This is a genomic window from Nonomuraea sp. NPDC050022 (genome assembly GCF_044460705.1).
In the GTDB taxonomy this organism is placed as follows: domain Bacteria; phylum Actinomycetota; class Actinomycetes; order Streptosporangiales; family Streptosporangiaceae; genus Nonomuraea.
Map to the genome: position 1 here is coordinate 586,661 of NZ_JBITKE010000002.1, position 17,755 is coordinate 604,415.

The 17,755-nt window shown below is 68.7% G+C and carries 21 protein-coding genes and 1 tRNA gene; 9 read left to right on the forward strand and 13 right to left on the reverse strand.

Features of this window, described 5'->3' with window-relative positions; translation table 11 throughout:
- Positions 1-37 precede the first annotated feature (37 nt).
- Positions 38-331, forward strand: coding sequence for a co-chaperone GroES (locus ACIBO2_RS09245; RefSeq protein ID WP_246652531.1), 294 nt, complete (start codon positions 38-40; stop codon positions 329-331).
- Here the strand turns inward: ACIBO2_RS09245 and ACIBO2_RS09250 are convergent.
- Both ACIBO2_RS09250 and ACIBO2_RS09255 read right to left on the reverse strand, forming a co-directional pair.
- Entirely contained in the window at positions 328-1,302 is a 975-nt protein-coding gene (locus ACIBO2_RS09250) for a hypothetical protein (RefSeq protein ID WP_397296151.1), read from the reverse strand. The two genes, ACIBO2_RS09245 and ACIBO2_RS09250, sit on opposite strands and share 4 nt — an antisense overlap.
- Before the next feature lie 55 nt (positions 1,303-1,357).
- On the reverse strand, positions 1,358-1,813 hold the full coding sequence (locus ACIBO2_RS09255) for a TIGR02611 family protein (protein ID WP_357960017.1): 456 nt from the start codon (positions 1,811-1,813) through the stop codon (positions 1,358-1,360).
- A gap of 175 nt (positions 1,814-1,988) precedes the next feature.
- Between ACIBO2_RS09255 and ACIBO2_RS09260 the strand changes: the two genes are divergently transcribed.
- The 3 genes from ACIBO2_RS09260 (at position 1,989) to ACIBO2_RS09270 (ending at position 5,032) form a co-directional block, all read left to right on the forward strand.
- Positions 1,989-2,885 carry an aryldialkylphosphatase gene (locus ACIBO2_RS09260; RefSeq protein ID WP_358550986.1) on the forward strand — a complete coding sequence of 299 codons (897 nt, stop codon included), beginning with the start codon at positions 1,989-1,991 and terminating at the stop codon, positions 2,883-2,885.
- A 159-nt stretch (positions 2,886-3,044) separates the two neighbouring features.
- Positions 3,045-4,328 (forward strand): sensor histidine kinase, encoded by a 1,284-nt coding sequence (locus ACIBO2_RS09265; RefSeq protein WP_397296153.1) that lies wholly within the window; start codon positions 3,045-3,047, stop codon positions 4,326-4,328.
- A 53-nt stretch (positions 4,329-4,381) separates the two neighbouring features.
- Complete coding sequence (locus tag ACIBO2_RS09270; protein WP_397296624.1) at positions 4,382-5,032, forward strand: response regulator; 651 nt, start codon at positions 4,382-4,384, stop codon at positions 5,030-5,032.
- Positions 5,033-5,080: 48 nt separating this feature from the next.
- Here ACIBO2_RS09270 and secY read toward each other — a convergent pair whose 3' ends face one another.
- A complete protein-coding gene (secY, locus tag ACIBO2_RS09275; protein ID WP_397296155.1) occupies positions 5,081-6,373 on the reverse strand; it encodes a preprotein translocase subunit SecY in 1,293 nt (430 codons plus the stop codon).
- 88 nt (positions 6,374-6,461) lie between these two features.
- On the opposite strand from secY, the gene ACIBO2_RS09280 reads away from it, so the two are divergent.
- Positions 6,462-7,043 (forward strand): AAA family ATPase, encoded by a 582-nt coding sequence (locus tag ACIBO2_RS09280; protein WP_397296157.1) that lies wholly within the window; start codon positions 6,462-6,464, stop codon positions 7,041-7,043.
- On the opposite strand, the gene ACIBO2_RS09285 is transcribed toward ACIBO2_RS09280, so the two are convergent.
- The gene (locus ACIBO2_RS09285) at positions 7,040-7,819 is read right to left on the reverse strand and encodes a putative hydro-lyase (protein WP_397296159.1); all 780 of its coding nucleotides are present in this window, start codon (positions 7,817-7,819) and stop codon (positions 7,040-7,042) included. The genes ACIBO2_RS09280 and ACIBO2_RS09285 overlap by 4 nt on opposite strands.
- Positions 7,820-7,894: 75 nt before the next feature.
- On the opposite strand from ACIBO2_RS09285, the gene ACIBO2_RS09290 reads away from it, so the two are divergent.
- Both ACIBO2_RS09290 and ACIBO2_RS09295 read left to right on the forward strand, forming a co-directional pair.
- A complete protein-coding gene (locus ACIBO2_RS09290; RefSeq protein WP_397296161.1) occupies positions 7,895-9,526 on the forward strand; it encodes a sodium:solute symporter family protein in 1,632 nt (543 codons plus the stop codon).
- A complete protein-coding gene (locus ACIBO2_RS09295; RefSeq protein WP_357959995.1) occupies positions 9,523-9,684 on the forward strand; it encodes a hypothetical protein in 162 nt (53 codons plus the stop codon). Before ACIBO2_RS09290 ends, ACIBO2_RS09295 begins: the two co-directional genes overlap by 4 nt.
- A 75-nt stretch (positions 9,685-9,759) precedes the next feature.
- Here the strand turns inward: ACIBO2_RS09295 and ACIBO2_RS09300 are convergent, their stop codons facing one another.
- A complete protein-coding gene (locus tag ACIBO2_RS09300) occupies positions 9,760-9,996 on the reverse strand; it encodes a hypothetical protein (protein ID WP_358189549.1) in 237 nt (78 codons plus the stop codon).
- Positions 9,996-10,220, reverse strand: coding sequence for a DUF6158 family protein (locus ACIBO2_RS09305; RefSeq protein ID WP_357959988.1), 225 nt, complete (start codon positions 10,218-10,220; stop codon positions 9,996-9,998). Before ACIBO2_RS09305 ends, ACIBO2_RS09300 begins: the two co-directional genes overlap by 1 nt.
- A gap of 97 nt (positions 10,221-10,317) precedes the next feature.
- Between ACIBO2_RS09305 and ACIBO2_RS09310 the strand changes: the two genes are divergently transcribed.
- Positions 10,318-11,250 carry a LysR family transcriptional regulator gene (locus ACIBO2_RS09310; protein ID WP_358550972.1) on the forward strand — a complete coding sequence of 311 codons (933 nt, stop codon included), beginning with the start codon at positions 10,318-10,320 and terminating at the stop codon, positions 11,248-11,250.
- A 119-nt stretch (positions 11,251-11,369) separates the two neighbouring features.
- On the opposite strand, the gene ACIBO2_RS09315 is transcribed toward ACIBO2_RS09310, so the two are convergent.
- Positions 11,370-11,897, reverse strand: a complete 528-nt coding sequence (locus tag ACIBO2_RS09315) for a histidine phosphatase family protein (protein WP_358550970.1) — start codon at positions 11,895-11,897, stop codon at positions 11,370-11,372.
- A gap of 106 nt (positions 11,898-12,003) precedes the next feature.
- Between ACIBO2_RS09315 and ACIBO2_RS09320 the strand changes: the two genes are divergently transcribed.
- Positions 12,004-12,080 (forward strand) — tRNA-Ile (locus ACIBO2_RS09320).
- A 361-nt stretch (positions 12,081-12,441) separates the two neighbouring features.
- Here ACIBO2_RS09320 and ACIBO2_RS09325 read toward each other — a convergent pair.
- From ACIBO2_RS09325 to ACIBO2_RS09350, 6 genes are all read right to left on the reverse strand, one after another.
- Complete coding sequence (locus ACIBO2_RS09325) at positions 12,442-13,248, reverse strand: DUF6551 family protein (protein WP_397296165.1); 807 nt, start codon at positions 13,246-13,248, stop codon at positions 12,442-12,444.
- Between the two features lie 212 nt (positions 13,249-13,460).
- Positions 13,461-13,643, reverse strand: a complete 183-nt coding sequence (locus tag ACIBO2_RS09330) for a hypothetical protein (RefSeq protein ID WP_397296167.1) — start codon at positions 13,641-13,643, stop codon at positions 13,461-13,463.
- A 133-nt stretch (positions 13,644-13,776) separates the two neighbouring features.
- Positions 13,777-15,201 (reverse strand): tyrosine-type recombinase/integrase, encoded by a 1,425-nt coding sequence (locus tag ACIBO2_RS09335; protein ID WP_397296169.1) that lies wholly within the window; start codon positions 15,199-15,201, stop codon positions 13,777-13,779.
- The gene (locus tag ACIBO2_RS09340; protein ID WP_397296171.1) at positions 15,201-15,401 is read right to left on the reverse strand and encodes a helix-turn-helix transcriptional regulator; all 201 of its coding nucleotides are present in this window, start codon (positions 15,399-15,401) and stop codon (positions 15,201-15,203) included. Before ACIBO2_RS09340 ends, ACIBO2_RS09335 begins: the two co-directional genes overlap by 1 nt.
- Before the next feature lie 181 nt (positions 15,402-15,582).
- Entirely contained in the window at positions 15,583-16,791 is a 1,209-nt protein-coding gene (locus ACIBO2_RS09345; protein WP_397296173.1) for a DUF3631 domain-containing protein, read from the reverse strand.
- Positions 16,788-17,702, reverse strand: coding sequence for a bifunctional DNA primase/polymerase (locus ACIBO2_RS09350; RefSeq protein WP_397296175.1), 915 nt, complete (start codon positions 17,700-17,702; stop codon positions 16,788-16,790). Before ACIBO2_RS09350 ends, ACIBO2_RS09345 begins: the two co-directional genes overlap by 4 nt.
- Positions 17,703-17,755 lie beyond the last annotated feature (53 nt).

Here is a 17,755-nt window from a genome sequence, read left to right on the forward strand (position 1 = left end):
AACTGAGCGCGTGGTAGCACCCAAGTTCGAGATCCAGATGCTCAACGACCGGGTGATGATCCGGCTTGAGCAAGAGACCGAGGAGCGGCGCAGCGGCTCCGGGATCGTCATCCCCGCGACGGTCAAGATGGCCAACCGGCTGGCCTGGGGCGAGGTCTGCGGGGTCGGCTCGAACGTGCGCGCGGTCAAGGTGGGCGACAAGGTGCTGCTCAACCCGGAGGACCAGTTCGAGGTGGAGCTGCACGCGCAGGTCTACCTCGTCATGCGCGAGCGCGACCTGCACGCCGTCGCCACGCAGGAGACCGACCACGGCACCGGCCTCTACCTCTAGCCCCGGTGGAAGGTCAGCCAGAGGTTCGCCTTCCACGTCTGGGACGGGATGTCGGCCAGCACCCGTGTCACCTTGCTCGTCAGGTCGACCACCGCCAGGCGGTAGGCGCTCTGGTGGGGCATGACCGCGATGACATGGCTCTCGTCCCACCAGCCGAACAGCATCTGCGGGCTGACGGCCACCCGGCTCGCGATCTTGCCGGTCGCCGGGTTCACCACGCAGAGCTGCTGCGTGAAGCGTGCCGGGCACCACGTGGTCAGGCGGCTGCCTGACGGCGAGTAGGCGTCCTCCGGGCCGGTCGGCGGTCCGACGCCCGCGAACGTGCGCAGAGTCGCGCCGTCACTGGCCCGGTAGGTCCGCAGGCCGTCGCCGAACCTGGCGACAAGATCGCCGCCGGGGCTCCACCCGAAGTCCGCGCTCCCGTCGAGCCCGGCCGGGCGGACCGTGCGGGCGGTGCCCGCCACCACGTCGACGACGGTGAAGCCGACGGTCCGCCACTGCCCGGCGGACTTCTGCTCAACGGTGAGCGCCACGCGCTTGCTGTCGCGCGACCATGAGATGTACGAGGCGGCCAGGGGCTTCTTGACCGTACGCACTCGCCTGATCTGGCCGCTGGCGCGGTCGGTGAGCAGGAGGGAGTCGTAGCCCGCCCGGTAGGACTTCGGGACGCCGGCCACCGTGGCGGCGTCGGGTGAGACCGCCGCTTCCGACAGGGCCGGCTGCCTGGCGAACGTGTTGCCGGTCTTGGCCCTGAGGTAGGTGCTCTTGGTACCCAGGCCGTAGCTGCTGAGCCGTACGGGATCACCCGCTTTTTCCTGATATTTCACACTGATGCCGGGAAGGGGCAGTGTGTCCGCCTGGGCGGTCAGGAGCTCGGCTGTACCCGCTGCGTCGGTGGTACCGGCAGTGTCGGCAGGCCAGGCCGGAGCGAGCAGGGCGAGCGACAGGGCGGCGGCGATGTGGGCGATCACGCCCCGCAGAATAGGCACCGGATGGCCGGATTTCCGGCAGCGATAACGACCCGGTCTAGATAACGCGCTGGGCCAGCGCGATCAGATCGATGCCGAGCGTTCTGAGCCCGATGTAGACGATCACGGCCGCGACGGCCACGGTCACGATGAGCACGATGACGCGGACCGTCCAGCCTTGCCGTTTATACCATTCGGTCCAGTCGTGCAGCACCCGCTTGCCGAACTCCAGCGCCCGGCGCGCCCAGTGGAACTCGGTGGCCAGCACGGCCAGCCCCGCGAACACGACCAGCCAGCCCGGCCCTGGGAACGGCACCATGATCAGGCCGCCGACCACCATGATCGCGCCGATGGCGCCGATGACGATCTTCAGCGTGAGCGCGCCCGCGCGGGTGGACCGGATGCCGTCCAGCCAGCCGTGAATGCCCGACCGGCGCTCGGGCATGCTGGAACGGTCCGCTGACTCATCCTTGATCGCGTCGGCGTCTCCGGTCTCGGAGTCCTGGATCGGCAACGTACTCCCCCGCACGGTCGATGTGCCCCCCAGGATACGGCCCAGCGGCCCTGAAATAGGCTGCCTTACCAACCCGACAACCCGCCAAATCGACAAACCGCTCAAAACGTAAAATTTCATGCTTTTATAGGCGACTTCGGGCAAAAATCGGTTACCGTCTCCTATGCCCGAGGCCATGCTTCGTACCGTCACCGGTCCCGTACCCGCGACCGCCATCGACGGCGCCGTCCTTCCCCGCGAGCACCTGCGCACCGACATGCGCTGGGCGACCGGCATCGACTCCGACCCCTATCGGTGGCTTGACGAGGACCAGACCGTCACCACCGAACTCCGCGAGGTGCGCCAGTCCGACCGCCTCGGCTTGATCATCGATCTTACCTGCCTGGGCATGGGCCGCGACGCCGCCGCCCTGGCCCGGATCGCGATGGGCAGCCGGGTTCCGGTGATCGCCTCGACCGGCCTGTTCGCCGGACCGTTCAGCGGTCCCCGCGACGCGGACGTCGAGACGCTCACGAGCCGGCTGATGAGCGAGATCTCCGACGGCCTCGACGACATCGGCGTGTTCCCCGGCGTGATCGGCCAGGCCGGCTGCTGCGGCACCGAGCCCACCCCGGCCGAAGAGCGCGGCCTCATCGCCGCCGCCCGCGCCGCGCTGGCCTCCCGCCTGCCTGTGGCCACGTACGGGCACAACGGGCTGGCCATGCTGGAGATCCTCCTCGCCGAGGGCCTGTCCGGCGACCGGGTGAGCGTGGGCTACGCGGGCAGCGACCCGGCCGTCGCCCGCAAGATCGCCGAGGCCGGCGCGTACGTCAGCCTGGGCTCACTCAGCCTCGGCACGGACCAGTCGGCCAGGATCGCACTCGCCCTCATCGAGGACGGCCACGCCGACCGCCTCCTGCTCAGCACCGGCGTGAGCCGGATCGCCCAGGTCAACCGGTACGGCGGGCCCGGCTACGCGCACCTCTTCCACACGCTGCTGCCGCGCCTGCGCGAGTCCGGGGTGACCGAGGACACGATCCGCCTCGTCACCCGGGACAACCCGCTGCGCTGGCTCACCAGCGGAGCCGCCTGACCTGGACGGCGCCGCAGGTGACCGGCCGCGCTCCAGGTTGGCGGCTGAGCGCCCACCACAAGATCGTCTCGTGGGGGTCCGGGCGGTCCGGTCGCCAACCGGAGGGCCGGAAACTGGCTAGGATTATGGGCTGAGCGAGCCTGGCCAGGTGGGGGGACGGTGACCGAGCACACGCACAGCGGTGACGGCCCGCGCGGGCCGTTCAAGGCGCTGTCCCGCATGGCCCGGCTGGGTGACGTCCCGGTCGTGATCATGCTGGCCTGGGCCGGCTGGCTGGCCGTCCCGTGGTCCTTCAGCGGCCTGGCCCAGGCACGCGCCGCCGCTGCTGCGGCCGCCGCGGAGGCCGAGCCACCACCGGTCATCTCCGCGGGCACGGCAGGAGCCGGCACTTCCATCGATGCCGTACGGGTCGGCACCACCGCCGATGCCGCACGTACCGGCTCGCTGGCGACCGCGACGCCCGCCAGGGCTTGGGGCATCCCGGCGGCCCACAGCCTCGCCCCGGCACACCGCACGGTCCGCGCCCTCCGTGACGACGTCCCTTGTGACGGCGCAGTGGGTGACGCCGCATCGGGTGGTGGCCCCCGGGAGAACGTGCTGGCCACCGAGCGGGCGCGGATCGCCGGGGAGGTGCACGACGCCGCCGGGCACGGGCTGGCGGCCATCGCCCTGCAGGCCGGGCTCGCGCTCGTCACGCTCGACGACGACCCCGAGCAGACGCGCGCCTCGCTGCTGGCGATCAGGGAGACCAGCACGACGGCGCTCACCCAACTACGCGCCGCACTCGACCGGCTCGACCCGCGCGACAGCACCCATGACCCACACGCCGGCGCCAATGACGCGCGGGACGGCGCCCACGACCTGCCGAGCCTCATCGACGGGGTCCGGGCCGCGGGGCTCGCGGTGGACGTGGAGCCCGCCGACCCCGTCGTGCCCGCCCACCTCAGCGCGACCGTCTACGGGGTGGTACGCGAGTCGCTCACCAACGTCCTGCGCCACGCCGGCCCCACGCAGGCGCTCGTCCGGCTGTCCGGCGACCCGGCCGGGCCGCTCGTCCTGGAGATCGCCGACCGAGGCGCCCTCCGAAGCACTGGTCAAGGCGCCGACCGGCTAGGAGCGGCCGAGGAGCGGAGCCGAGATGCCGCCCAGCTGGAAGCGGCCGAGGAGCGCGGCCGGGCAGGCATGACCGAGGGCCGAGGGCTGGCCGGGATGCGGGCCAGGGTGCTCGCCGCAGGCGGACACTTCACGGCGGGCCCGCGGGACGGCGGCGGCTTCCAGGTCCTCGCCACATTCCCGCAGCGACCCGCACTCCAGACCGGCCCGGCCCAGCACAACCAGCAACCCGCATCCCAGAACGACTCAGCTCACCACATCTGGCAGCCCGCACTCCAGAACAGCTCAGCTCGCCACAACACCGCCGACTCCCCAGCAGACCTCACGTGACCCCCGTCTCAGCCGAGGGACCCGAGGACGCCAAGGAAGCCGAGCAGGGGCCGGTGATCCGGGTGGCCGTCGCCGACGATCAGGCCGTCGTACGGATGGGGCTCAGGGCGTTGCTGGATCGGGAGCCGGGCCTGGAGTGCGTGGGCGAGGCGGCCGACGGCGCGGCGGCGCTCCAGCTCCTCCGCCGCACCCGTCCCGATGTACTCCTGCTCGACATCCGCATGCCCGGCATGGACGGCCTGGCGACCTTGCGGGCCATCGCCGGTGACCGCGAGCTGAGTGGCACCAGGATCGTGGTGGTGACCACGTTCGCCGTGGACGAGTACATCTTCGCCGCGCTCCAGGCCGGAGCCAGCGGGTTCCTGCTCAAGGACAGCGCCCCCGACGAGCTGGTCGGCGCGGTCCGGGTGGTGGCCGCGGGCGAGGCGCTGCTGTCGCCCGCGATCACCAGGAAGGTCATCGGCCTGTTCGGCCGCCACGGCACCGAGCCGGTCGAGGGCCTCGACACCCTCACGCCGCGCGAACGCGAACTGGTCGCCTGGGTGGCCACCGGCCGGTCCAACGAGGAGATCGCCAAGGAACTGGTGATCAGCCCCGACACCGTCCGCACGCACGTCAGCCGGGCCATGGTCAAGCTGCGCGCCCGCGACCGCGCCCAACTGGTCGTGTTCGCCATGCGCGCAGGCCTGGCCGTGCCAACATGACCAGCCGACCCGGCCAACGTAGGTCGACCTGGTCGTACACGAACGTAGCTATTTCCTGAGGAAGCCCTCGTAGTTGCGCTGCTGAAGCTGTGCCTCGATCTGTTTCACCGTGTCGAGTCCCACCCCCACCATGATCAGAATGCTGGTCCCCCCGAACGGGAAGTTCTGCTGGGTGCTCGGATCCCGCAGGATCGCGAACGCGAGCAGCGGCAGCAGCGCCAGCACCCCCAGGTAGACGGCCCCGGGCGCGGTCAGCCGCGACAGCACGTACGCCAGATACCGCGCGGTCGGCGCCCCAGGGCGGATGCCCGGCACGAAGCCGCTGTACCGCCGCATGTTGTCGGCCACCTCGACGGGATTGAAGGTGATCGACACGTAGAAGTACGCGAATCCCACGATCAGCAGGAAGAATCCGATCATGTAGAGCGGGTGCGTGCCGGCGGTGATGTTCCGCGACACCCAGCCGCCCACCTCATCACCGAGCAATGGAGCGGCGAGCGTCGGCAGGTACAACAGCGACGTGGCGAAGATGACCGGCACGATCCCCGCCTGATTGACCTTCAGGGGGATGTAGGTGCTGCTCCCGCCGTACATCCGCCGCCCCACCGCCCGCTTGGCGTACTGCACGGGGATGCGCCGCTGCGCCTGCTCGATGAACACCACGGCCGCCACCAGGAACACCCCGGTCACCAGCAGCATGCCGAAGGCGAACGGGCTGAGCACGAAGATGGTCGACATGTACGACGGAAAGAAGGCCACGACCTGGGTGAACATCAGGATCGACATCCCGTTCCCGATCCCCCGGTCGGTCACCAGCTCCCCCAGCCACATCACCATGCTGGTCCCCGCCACCAGGGTGACCACCACCACCGCGACGCCCAGCAGGCTCTCGTCGCGCAGCAGCGGCTTGGCGCACCCGGGCAGCAGCTGCCCGCCGCGCGCCAGCGCGACCACCGTGGTGGCGTTGAGCACGGCCAGCCCGATGGTCAGGTAACGCGTGTACTGGGTGATCTTCGTCTGCCCCGACTGCCCTTCCTTCCTGAGCGTCTCAAGTCGCGGCACGACGACGGTCAGCAGCTGCATCACGATGCTCGCGGTGATGTACGGCATGACGCCCAGCGCGAAGACCGACAGCTTCAGCATCGCGCCCCCGCTGAGCATCTGCACCATGTCGAACAACCCGCCGCGCGCCGTACCCAGGCACTGCTGGACCGCCACGACGTCCACCCCCGGCGCCGGCAGGATCTGCCCCAGCCGGAACAGCCCGATGACGGCCAGCGTGAACAGTAACTTCTTGCGGAGATCCGGCACCCGGAACGCCCTGAACAGCACGGTCAGCATGAGCCGAGTCTGTCGGCGCGCCCGCCGCGGGTCGTCCGCCGAGCCGCGTCACCCGCGTACGCAGATCCGCGTACGCGACACTGACCACATGAGTACGCTTTGGGTGATCAGCGGCCCGCCGGGCGCGGGCAAGTCCACCGTCGCGGCGGCGCTGCTCGCCCGCCTCGACCCGCCGGCCGCCCTGCTCGACAAAGACACCCTGTACGGCGACATCGCCGCCGAGATCCTCCGGGGGTACGGCAGGCACCACGGCGAACGCGAGGGCCCGTGGTACGACGAGCACATCAAGGCGCACGAGTACGCGGGCATGACCAGGACGGCCAGGCAGATCCGCGAGCACGGCTGCCCGGTGCTGCTCGACGGCCCGTTCACCGCCCAGGTGCACTCGGCGCGGCTGTGGGAGCGCTGGGTCGGCGAGCTGGGCGGGGACCCGGTCAGGCTCATCTGGGTCCGCTCGGACGGGCCGACCCTGCGCGAGCGCCTGGTGGCCAGGGGGTTGGAGAAGGACGCGGGCAAGCTGGCGGCGTTCGAGGCGTACCTGGCGGCGATCCGGGTGTCCGAGCCGCCGGCCGTACCGCATCTGGAGATCGACAACCGCCCTGGCGCGCCGTCGGTCGGCGAGCAGCTGACGAGAGCGGGCATCCCACCGCGCCCGGACAAATCAGGTTAAGGAACCCGATACTCGTCGTCGCGCGCGTCGATGATCGCCATGTGGCCGGGCAGGTGGCCGATCGCGAAGTCCACGCCACTGGCCATGATCACCGCCTGCGGCGTCACGCCGCAGGCCCAGAACAGCGGCACCTCGCCGGGCCGCACCTCCACCGGATCGCCGAAGTCGGGCCGTCCGAGGTCGGCGATCCCGATCGCGGCCGGGTCGCCCACGTGCACGGGTGCCCCGTGCACCTGCGGGTAGTGGCCGCTGACCTCGATCGCGACGTCCACGAGCGCCGCCGGGACCGGCCGCATCGACACCACGAGCGGGCCCGACAGCGGGCCGGACGGGCGGCAGGGCACGCTCGTCCGGTACATCGGCACGTTCGTCCCCAGCTCCAGATGCCTGATCGGCACCCCGGCCCGCAGCAGCGCCTGCTCGAAGGTGAAGCTGCAGCCGATGAGGAAGGCCACGAGGTCGTCACGCCACTCGGCGACCACGTCGTCGAGGTCGGCGACCGGCCGCCCGTCACGATAGACGCGATATCCCGGCAGATCGGTACGCAGGTCACCAGGGAACAGGGCGGTGGACCACGCCCCCGGCTCCCCCACGTCCAGCACCGGGCACGCCTGTGCGTTGAGTTGCGCGAACAGCAGCAGTTCGTAGCCCAGTTCCTTGGGCACGGCGATCAGATTGGCCTGCGTCCAGCCGGAGCACCAGCCCGCGGTCGGCACCCGCTCGCCCGCGCGGAAGCGCTCGCGCCCCTGCGCCGGGGTCAGGTCTGCGACATCCACACCTCGAGATTACGCCCGGTAACTGGGCCCGCAATCGCCGACATACTCTGACTTTTCGGGGTAGTAGGGAACGCCGTGCGCCTTGATGTGAACCTCCTCGACTACGCGCTCATCGCGATCTACTTCGCGACCGTGCTCGGCATCGGCTTCGCCGCCAAGCGGCGGATCAGCTCGAGCCTCGACTTCTTCCTAGCCGGCCGTGGATTACCCCCGTGGATCACCGGGCTGGCCTTCGTCTCGGCCAACCTCGGCGCGATCGAGATCCTCGGGATGGCGGCCAACGGCGCCCAGTACGGCGCCATGACCGTGCACTATTACTGGATCGGCGCGGTGCCCGCGATGGTGTTCCTCGGCATCGTGATGATGCCGTTCTACTACCGCTCGAAGGTACGCAGTGTCCCGGAGTTCCTGGGCCGCCGCTTCAACGGCGCCACCCAGCTGCTGAACGCGCTCTCCTTCGCCGTGGCCCAGATCCTCATCGCCGGGGTCAACCTCTACGCGCTCGCGCTGGTCATGGAGGCCCTGCTGGGCTGGCCCCTGCCGGTGTCGGTGGTGGTGGCGGCGGTGATCGTGCTGTCGTACATCACGCTCGGCGGGCTGTCGTCGGCGATCTACAACGAGGTCCTGCAGTTCTTCGTGATCCTGGCCGGGCTGATCCCGCTGACCATCCTCGGGCTGGCCAAGGTGGGCGGCGTCTCCGGGCTGTTCGACAAGGTACGGCAGAGCGCGCTCGGCGAGGCCGGCCTGCACACGTGGGCCGACAGCGCGGGCAAGAACCCGATGGAGGCCCACTGGCTCGGCATCGTGTTCGGCCTGGGCTTCGTGCTGTCCTTCGGCTACTGGACCACGAACTTCGCCGAGGTGCAGCGGGCATTATCCGCCCGCAACACCAACGCCGCCCGGCTCACTCCGATCATCGCGGCCTACCCGAAGCTGTTCATCCCGCTGGTGACCGTACTGCCGGGGTTGATCGCCCTCGTCCTGTTCAAGGACCTGGGCAAGGGCCAGGCCTACAACAACGCGATCCCGCTGCTCATGCAGGACCTGCTGCCCAACGGTGTGCTCGGCGTGGCGGTGACGGGGCTGCTGGCCTCGTTCATGGCCGGGATGGCGGCCAACATCAGCGGGTTCAACACCGTGTTCACCAACGACATCTGGCAGGCGCACCTGGCCAAGGACCGTGACGACGGCTACTACCTGCGGGTCGGCAGGATCGCCACCGTCGCGGGCGTCGCGCTGGGTGTCGGGACGGCGTTCATCGCGGCCGGCTACTCCAACATCATGAACTACCTGCAGGCGCTGTTCTCGTTCTTCAACGCGCCGCTGTTCGCGACCTTCATCCTCGGGCTGTTCTGGAAGCGGATGACGCCGTGGGCCGGCTTCTGGGGCCTGCTGGCCGGGACCGCGTCCGCGTTCGCCTCGTACATCGCGTACAAGGCCGGAATGCTGGACTTCGGCACCGAGCTGAACGCCAGCTTCTGGGGCGCGGGCGTGGCCTTCGTCGTCGACCTGCTCGTCTCGGTGGTGGTCACGCTGGTGACCACGCCCAAACCCGTGGAGGAGCTGCGCGGGCTGGTGTACGGGCTCAGCGCCGTCGACCTGGCGGACGACGCGCTGGCCGGTGACAAGAAGTGGTACCGCTCGCCCGTGATCCTCGGGACGGGCGCGATCGTCCTGGCCGCCGCGATGTACGGGGTGATCCTGTGAGCGACATCAGAATGGTGATCGGCGGACTGTTCCTGATCTACGGGGTGATCCTGATCATCGCCGGGGTGGTGGGGGCGGCGGTCAACCTGTGGACCGGGCTGGTCATGGCGGTCTTCGGCGGCGCCTTCGTGATCTGGGCCCGCGTCAAGCGCATCTGACGCCGGGGGCGGCCGGCCCGCATCCAACGCCGGGGGGCGGCCGGCCCATCGGCCCGCCGCCCCCTGTCGAGGTTGTCAGTAGTCGAGCCCGAACGTGTGAGCGCCCAGGCCGAACCCGTTCCCCCGCGGCACCACGTACCCCTGCTCGATCAGCGTGGCCACGCTCCGCCGTACCTCTTCCTCCTCCAGCCCGGTCGCGCGGATCAGCGCGCCGAGCTCCGCGCCGCCGGACTCGACCGCCTGCGAGGCGACCGCCTCGTACACGTGGATGTCGACGTCGGACAGTGCCTGCACATCGTGATCTCGGGCCATCAGCGTCGCCTCGCTCCCTCTCTGAGCCGCCCGGGGTCGATGTCGCGCTCCGGGTAGCGGCGCAGGTATTCGCTCTCCAGTTGGTTGGTCCTCGTGGTGTGGCGCGCGAGCGCGTCGTCCGAGCCGTGCAGGAAGGTGTCGGTCCGCGTGGTGTGCAGTTGCCGCAGCTCACGCAGCAGGTCGTCGTCCTGGAGTTGCGCTGGATCGATTCCCATCATCGTCATGAAGTAGCCCCTACCCCAGAAGGCGCCCGACAATATGTGTCATATTTCCTGACATAAGGGCATTGTCGGGAGGAGATCACCGCTTTACCTTCCCGTTATGGACCTCGAGCTCAGGCACCTCAGGATCGTTCGCGCGGTCGCGGACGCGGGAAGTGTGAGCAAGGCCGCGTCCCTGCTCGGGCTGGCGCAACCGGCCCTCACCGCACAGCTCAAACGTATCGAGCGGGTACTCGGCGGCGCCCTGTTCGAGCGCGACAGGCACGGCGCCCGGCCCACCCGGCTGGGCGAGCTGGTGCTCGCCCGCGCCCGCGTGCTCCTCCCGGCGGCCAAGGAACTGCAGGACGAGGCCGTACGGTTCGCCCAGGCCCCCTCCCCCGGCTTCCGCATCGGCGCCACGAACGGGCCGATACTCGGCGGCCTCGTCGACCGGCTCGCCGCGGAACGGACGGTGAGCACGTACACCTCATGGTCGGCCGACGAGCTCACCGCCATGACCGAGCTCGGCCGGCTCGACTACGCGCTGACCGGCGCCTGCGGCGACGGCGGCACCCCCACGGGCTCGCTGCGATGGGAGACGATCAGCTATGACCCGGTCTTCACACTGCTCGCCGAGACCCACCCGCTGACCGGCGAGAAGGAGCTGGACCTGTCCGAACTCGCCCTCGAAAGCTGGGCCGTCACGCCCGGCGACGGCTGCTTCGCCGACTGCTTCGCCACCGCCTGCGCCCGCGCCGGCTTCACCCCGGGAACGATCTATGAGACCGACGTGGCCACCTGCACCCACCTCGCCCGGGTCGGCCGGGCCGTGGCACTCTGCCAGGCCACCCACCAGCCCGCCCCCGGCCTGGCCGTGGTCCCGCTCGCCGGCGCGCCATTGCGCTGGCGGCAACTCCTCGGCCACCACCCCGCCGCCCCCGACGCCGCCTGGGTCGCGGAACAGGCCAAACAGACCCACGCGGAGGTGGTACGGCGAAGCACGGTCTACCAGGACTGGCTGGTACGGAACACCGGCTTCGGCACCGCTCCCTGACCTGCCCTGATGTCCGACCTCCGCGCTGGGCCGGTGACTCGGGCCGCGATCTCGTAAGTGAGGGCCGGGGAGCCACGCCTCCCCGAGCCCGCCAGGGAGCTCTCGGGGTCTCTAGGCGCTTAGGCCAGGGTGTACTCCCACCCCGGCTTCCAATCGAACGGAGCATCCACGAGCTCCTCCAACGCCACGCCCTCAAGCAGATTCTGCAGCGCCCACCGATTGGCCGAGTGCGAGATGACCAGCACCGTACGCCTCTGCCACTTGTCCATCACCTCTTCAAGAAACGCCGCGGTCTCCGCGACCACCTGCCGATAGCTCTGCCCCCCGGGCCACGGCATCTCGATGAACCGCCGCCGCAACCTCGCCACCTCACTGACGGGCCGCCCGTTGTAGATCCCGTAGTCGCACTCCCGCAACCGGGAGTCGAGCCGAATCTCCCGCCCATCCCCGAACGCGACCTCCGCCGTCTGCACCGCCCGCCGCAGATCAGAGGCGTAGACCACATCCACGTCCCGCCGCCGCACCCCCAACTCCACGGCCAACTCCCGCCCAGCCTGGGACAACTCCCCCGGCAACCAGCCGGTGGCGATCCCCTTCTCGTTGTCCACCGTGAGGGAATGCGTCTCGTAGATCAGCTTGACCGCCATGGCCCGACGCTACCCATGGATCCCGGTGTCTGGCGTACGCGCTGAGTGAACGAGGACGATCTATGCTGGCATGAGGGCTCAGGTGTGGAAGACTGCATGTTTGCAAGGGGCGGTAGCTCAGCCGGTCAGAGCATCGGACTCATAATCCGTGGGTCGTGGGTTCAAGTCCCACCCGCCCTACCACTCTAGAACAGCCAAAACCCCCGTCTGACCTGCACTTGCGCGGCGAGACGGGGGTTTCGTGTGTCCGGCTGTCTACGGCCGATATCGATCGTTTACGGGTGGCTCTACCCAATGCTTACCCACAGCCTCACCGGGCGGGTGTGCTACAGCTCGTAGCCCGGTCGGCTAGCGCCGTAGCCCTGACCAGCGTCGCCACGGCACGGATCCCATAGCGGTATCACCCAGGCTCGAGGCAAGTCCTCGAACCCGTCGCTCGACTGACACAGCGGGGGTCGGGCGGACTCCGTGATACTCACGAAGTTCGCCCGACCCCCGCTGGCGATATGGGTACGAAACGGCCGCTTCTGGGCCGCTCCGACCCCTAGTACTCGATCCGCTTCCGCCTGTTCTTGTTCCACGCATCGACGACCAGTCGATACGCCGTGCTGAGACGAGAACCGGTGCCGCTGTTCTTGAAGCCCCCCCTGGAGGTCTTCGAGAGGATCTCCGCCCGCCACGCCTGCGCCGTCCCGAAGTCCAGGAGCTTCGGCGCGAGCTGAGCATCGACGATGATGTCGCCCCACTTGCCGAGAGCCGTGCCGATGCCTCCGATCAACATCCCGTCCCATGTTTCAGGGGAACGGCCCCATGCCGCCTCAGCGACCGAGAGAGTGCGATCGAGAATCTCGGCACCGTAGTAATCGGTGATCCTGAGAACGCCCTGGATAGCACCGACGGCGTTGGTTGAACTCGATCCGATACTGAGATCATGCTTCTTGAGAACCTTGTCCGTGTCGACGAACAGCGGAACGTTGCCCGTAAGCCCGACCCTGTATTCGTCGAGCGGCCTCGGTTTGTGCGACTCGCGATTCTTGATCAGGAAGAGCACGGCTTCCTGCGCCTGAGTGAGGTCGTCATGAATCTCAGCCCTGATAGTCGGAATCGAGAGGAGCCTGCAGACCCGAACTCGATGCTGACCATCGACGATGTACAGATCTCCATTGGGGCGGCGGGAGACGACGATCGACCCCATCGCCTCACGCACGAGCTGGTTGGCGATGCTCTGGGCACGCCCCTCGTTGAGGGTCCTCTGAGCTTCCGGATCGATCCTGAGGTCGTCTACCTTGACCTCGACCCCGTAGTCAACCTTGTGAACGGGGAGATCGTAGGCGTATCGGGTTTTGGGCATGATTCGCCCTTTCCGCGTCGCACTTGGGGGAGTATGCGGCACAAGGCCAGGATTTTGGGATAGCGACGCAGGGAACATAAAAACATACTGAGGGTCACTTTCGCAACTTCTCTCGAATCGAGAGAAGAAGCATTATCGGTCACCTTTTAATGGATATTTTAGGGCGCTCGCTAACGGCAGCAGATCCACTCTTTCGCGAGCCTTTACATCACCTAAAGCTTGAAGCCCGGCCGGCTGGCGCCGTACCCCTGCTTGGCCGGCCACAGGACGACGATGTCCTGGCGGTGAGCCAGTTCGATCAGGTCCTGGCGCGGCTCGCTGGGCAGCAGAATCGCCCTCGTAGCGTCCGGCAGGAAGCGGCCGTAGTCGGCGAGCTGGCCGATGGCCATACGCACGTTCTCTCGGGTGACGCTGCCCTTGGCCTCGACCAGCAGCTTCGCGTCGTGGTCATACAGGTCAGGCTGTGGATATGCAACTCCAATGCGGAAATTGGATGCCGATTTTCGGGGTCCGATTCTGGTACAAAACTCAGGCGAGAGGGTCGAGATCCTTCAACGCGTCGGCGATGCGCCGTTTGGCGACCTCATCTTGGCCAACGATGCATTTCGCGTAGACCCTGAGCAGGACATCCACGCTGTGACCTGCCCATTCGGCGACTTGCGTGGCCGGTACGCCGGCGTTGAGCCAGGTCGAGACGCAGGCATGGCGCAGGTCGTAGATGCGCTTGGCCAGCGGTGACTGAGTCTCCTTTTCGGTCAGGGCCTGCTCTCTGGCCTTGGCCCATACGCGCCGGCATGTGATGCCGGCCAGCTCGCCACCGCGCACCCCGGTGAGCAGTCGCCCTCCGGGGCCGGTGCCGAACTCCGCGAGGTGCGCGCGGAGAATCCGGGTAAGCGCGGGCGGACAGGGCACGACGCGGGTCTCCCCCTCGGCTCGCTGCTTGAGGGCACGCTCTTCCCGCAGGCTGCCGTCGTCCGTCCATTCACGGCCGGCGAATGGCGCGGCGCCAGCAAAGCGAAGCTCGCCCCAATCGTCGGCAGACGCCTCCAGTTCTCCCGTTCCAGGGTTCCTCGCCAACTCGGGAAGGATGATGTTGTCCTCGCCGAGCCTCACTACTTCCTCGGGACGTAGACCTGCGTAGTAGATGACGGCGAAGAACGCGACCAGCCGCTTTCCGCTGGGCTTTTGCGCTCCCACCGCGGCAAGAAGGCAGCGCGCCTGCGCGTGGTTGACGACGCTACGTCTGTCCACTTCGTAGGTGACCCGCGGTGGCTTCCATTTCAGAGCCTTGATCGGGTTGGTATCCAAGAGCTTCAGCTCAACGGCGTAGTCCATGGCGTTCTGCAGGATGGTCTTGTGCCGGCGAATCGTGCTTGTGGCGGCGGTTTTCCCGTTCAGGCGCGAGGTGGCGGCGTCGAGCAGCGCACGGACGGTGGCCACCTCGGTAAGTGCGGAAACGGGACGGGTGTTCTTGGCCAGCCACGCCAACGCCTCGGCCGTTTCCTCGGACGCTTCGGCGCGCTGTTTCGTGTTGAATCCCCATCGGCGCATGGCTGTTCGGAGATCGAGGTCAGACGGCTTGCCCTTGCCGTTCGTGAGCATGGCCGGCGTGGCTGCGGTGAGGGCGCGGGCGATGTCTTGGCGATACTTGGCCGAGGCAGCTTTCCACTTGAAGTCGGCGAACTTGCAGGCGAAGTCGCACCAGGTCATCTCTGGCCGCTCAACGCGGCTCCACTTCACCGGCTCTCCGGTGACTAGGCTGAACGGCTCACCCTCCCGAGCAGCGGTGAGCAGCTTGCTTCGGTACGCGTCTGCCTGCGCGCTCTTCTGGAAGGTCCGCTTCCATGGTTTGCCATCCGCGGACCACTGGACGCGGTAGGAGGTGATCTTGCCCGCGGCGTTCTTGCGGACCTCGGTCTTGTGAACGCGAACGCGGTAGGTGGTGTTCTCCATCAGGCCGCGTCCTCTCGGGCGTTGAGCCAGCTTTCAAGGTCGGTACGGCGGACACGAAGGGAACTGTTGGGCAGGGTGATGCAGCGTGGGGCCCGGCCTTTCTGGCGCCAGTCGTAGAAGGTGGATCGCGAGATCTGGAGTTCGGTGCAGACCTCGGCGACGGTGAGCATCGCGTGCAAGCGGGTGACGGTAGCGGCCATCTGGCGCGCTCCTTCCGGGCGTGTGGACCGGTGCGTGGGGGCGAGCTCGGCGGTGTGCTCGGCACTGTCGCCGAGGCCCATGGCAGGGCGGTGAAGGCGGGTTTGGAGGGGTACCCGTCCCATCCGTCCCAAGCTCATTTCCGCAGGTCAAGCCTGGGACGGGTAGAAGGGGTGGGACGGGTCAACCCGTCCCAGGCATGCTTTCCGTCCCGCGCTGACCTGCACTGACGAGGTTGGGACGGTTGGGACGGATACCCCTGCCGAAGGGCACGACATCGCCCTCGGGAAGCGGGTCGAGGGCAGGGCAGTAGCGCGCCCACGCATCGGCGAAATCGGCGCGCTGGTAGCCCTTGGCCTGCCCAGTGGGGAAGCGGATGTTGGCTGAGCGGATGTCGTACTCGCTCAGCATGACGCCGAGCTTGCGCGGGCTGAGCCCGGCCGGCCCGTGCTCGTTCCACTCTCCTTCCGGGTTGGCCTTGAGTCGTTCCAGCAGGACGGCGGTGGGCAGGGCGGTGTCGTCGCCGAACGCGGTGCGGCAGTCGGTGAGCAGGCGTAGCCCTGCGGATGGTCGGCCGTTGTCATCGGCCTCGGCGGTCAGCGCGATGGCGGCGGCACGAGCGCGATCGGGCCAGGTGCCGCCGGCGTGGTCGGCGATGACGATGAGGGGTTCCCAGGTGTCGGCGGCTCGGTCTTCAACGGGCATGGCGGGTTCGGCTTCCTCCAATGCGGTCAGGTTGGCGCGCAGCCATTGGTTGAGCGCGCCGGCCAGGTGCTCGCGGAGCGGGGTGCGGTCGCGGCGGTGGCGGTAGGGGGCGGCCTTCTCGCCGGGGCCGCGGCGCCGCATCCGGACGATGATGGCGCGGTCTTCAATGGTGTCGGGCATGGCGCCGATGCCAGCGAGTGCGGCCATGGCGAAGGTCGGAATGCTTTCGACCTGGTTGCGGGCGGCGTCGTAGCGTTTGGCTGGTCGGTTGCGCTGGTGGCCTGCGTTAAGCAGGCCGCGCAGGTCCTCATTGCCGTCGGCCTTGGGGCCGAAGATGGTGTCGGCCTCATCGACCAAGATGGTGGGCGGGTCAGCAGTGATGGAGCGGTAGATGGCCGGCGATGAGGAATTGACGGTAATGAACGGGTCGTGGCAGGTGGCCTCCACGATGTCGAGGAGTCGGGACTTGCCGCAGCGCTTTTCGGGACCGCGGATGACCAGGCGCGGGGCGTGGGCCATCGCAGGTTGGGCGTGGGTGGCGGCGATCCACAGGGTGACGGCGTCGGCGGTTTCGGTGCTAGGCAGGATGACGTAGCGGGTCAGGGCGGCGCGGAGCTGGTCGAGCAGGGCGGCGCCGTTGGGCGGGTGCCGTTGGGTCATGGTGTCTCCTCGGTGGGTCGGGTTCATGCGGCGCGGATCCCGGCGTCGATGCCATAGCCGATGACGGCGGCCAGGGCGTGCGGTGGGCGCGGGTCATGGCTGCGGGTGTTGGCGGTTTCAGCGGCGGTTTGCAGGGCGTGTTCGACCAGGTCGCGAGGTAGCGCGCCGCGGGCGATGAGCTTGCCGAGTTTCCAGGCGGCCAGGTTCAGGGCGCGGTTACGGCCTCCATCCGGGGCGGTGGCCACACGCTCTATCTCGCCGGTCAGGGCGGTCTGGCCGTAGGCGGACAGCCGGCGGGCGGGCAGGTCGGCCAGCAATTCGGCGATCGAGGTTGCCGAGGCGGGTTGCGGCGGGGCCGGGGTGAGCGTGGCGGCCAGCCAGTCGGGTAGCGGGGCGGGTGGCTGGTCGCGGGCGATGGTGTAGGCGCCGGTGCCGTCGCGGGCGGCGACGTGGCTGCCGGGGGCGACGACGTAGCCGCCGCGGGCGCGGGTGTCGATGAGCCAGCCCAGACCCTTGCCGCGCGCCCCGGAGGTGTTGCCCAGGTCCAGGCCGGGAGGGGCGGTGAAGTACAGGTGGGTACCGCCGCGGCGGGTGGTCACGGTGAAGGTGTCGTCAGGGTAGGGCTGGCCGTGTTCGGTGCACAGATGGCGGAAGACCTGCTCACCGGATGCGAGGCCACGTCCGGCACAGGCGGCGGGCGCCTGCTCGCCGGGTTTGGGCAGGTCCAGGTCGATGATGACCAGGTTCGAGGGGCCGCACGCGATGCCGACGTTGTAGGGGGCGCGGCGCCACCATGCGGCCAGCCGGTCGGGGTCGGCGGTGGCGTTGTGCTCCCAGTCGGTGAAGCCGCGGGCGGGGTACTTGCCGCGTGGGGTGAGTGGGAAGACGTGCCACCCTCGCTGAACGGCGTAGGTGGCGGCGGCCAGGAAGTCTGTCATGGTGGCACCTTTCGGGTTCGCGTTGCTGAGGAGACGGCGTCCTTGATCAGCGG

Bases quoted from the DNA above. Each gene is read 5' to 3' on its own strand.
- ACIBO2_RS09345 (WP_397296173.1), bottom strand. From the start codon at position 16,791: ATGAACCCGACCCACCGAGGAGACACCATGACCCAACGGCACCCGCCC.
- ACIBO2_RS09245 (WP_246652531.1), top strand. From the start codon at position 38: ATGCTCAACGACCGGGTGATGATCCGGCTTGAGCAAGAGACCGAGGAG.
- secY (WP_397296155.1), bottom strand. From the start codon at position 6,373: ATGCTGACCGTGCTGTTCAGGGCGTTCCGGGTGCCGGATCTCCGCAAG.
- ACIBO2_RS09260 (WP_358550986.1), top strand. From the start codon at position 1,989: ATGCTTCGTACCGTCACCGGTCCCGTACCCGCGACCGCCATCGACGGC.
- ACIBO2_RS09350 (WP_397296175.1), bottom strand. From the start codon at position 17,702: ATGACAGACTTCCTGGCCGCCGCCACCTACGCCGTTCAGCGAGGGTGG.
- ACIBO2_RS09335 (WP_397296169.1), bottom strand. From the start codon at position 15,201: ATGGAGAACACCACCTACCGCGTTCGCGTTCACAAGACCGAGGTCCGC.
- ACIBO2_RS09300 (WP_358189549.1), bottom strand. From the start codon at position 9,996: ATGGCCCGAGATCACGATGTGCAGGCACTGTCCGACGTCGACATCCAC.
- ACIBO2_RS09305 (WP_357959988.1), bottom strand. From the start codon at position 10,220: ATGACGATGATGGGAATCGATCCAGCGCAACTCCAGGACGACGACCTG.
- ACIBO2_RS09310 (WP_358550972.1), top strand. From the start codon at position 10,318: ATGGACCTCGAGCTCAGGCACCTCAGGATCGTTCGCGCGGTCGCGGAC.
- ACIBO2_RS09340 (WP_397296171.1), bottom strand. From the start codon at position 15,401: ATGGCCGCTACCGTCACCCGCTTGCACGCGATGCTCACCGTCGCCGAG.
- ACIBO2_RS09325 (WP_397296165.1), bottom strand. From the start codon at position 13,248: ATGCCCAAAACCCGATACGCCTACGATCTCCCCGTTCACAAGGTTGAC.
- ACIBO2_RS09280 (WP_397296157.1), top strand. From the start codon at position 6,462: ATGAGTACGCTTTGGGTGATCAGCGGCCCGCCGGGCGCGGGCAAGTCC.
- ACIBO2_RS09315 (WP_358550970.1), bottom strand. From the start codon at position 11,897: ATGGCGGTCAAGCTGATCTACGAGACGCATTCCCTCACGGTGGACAAC.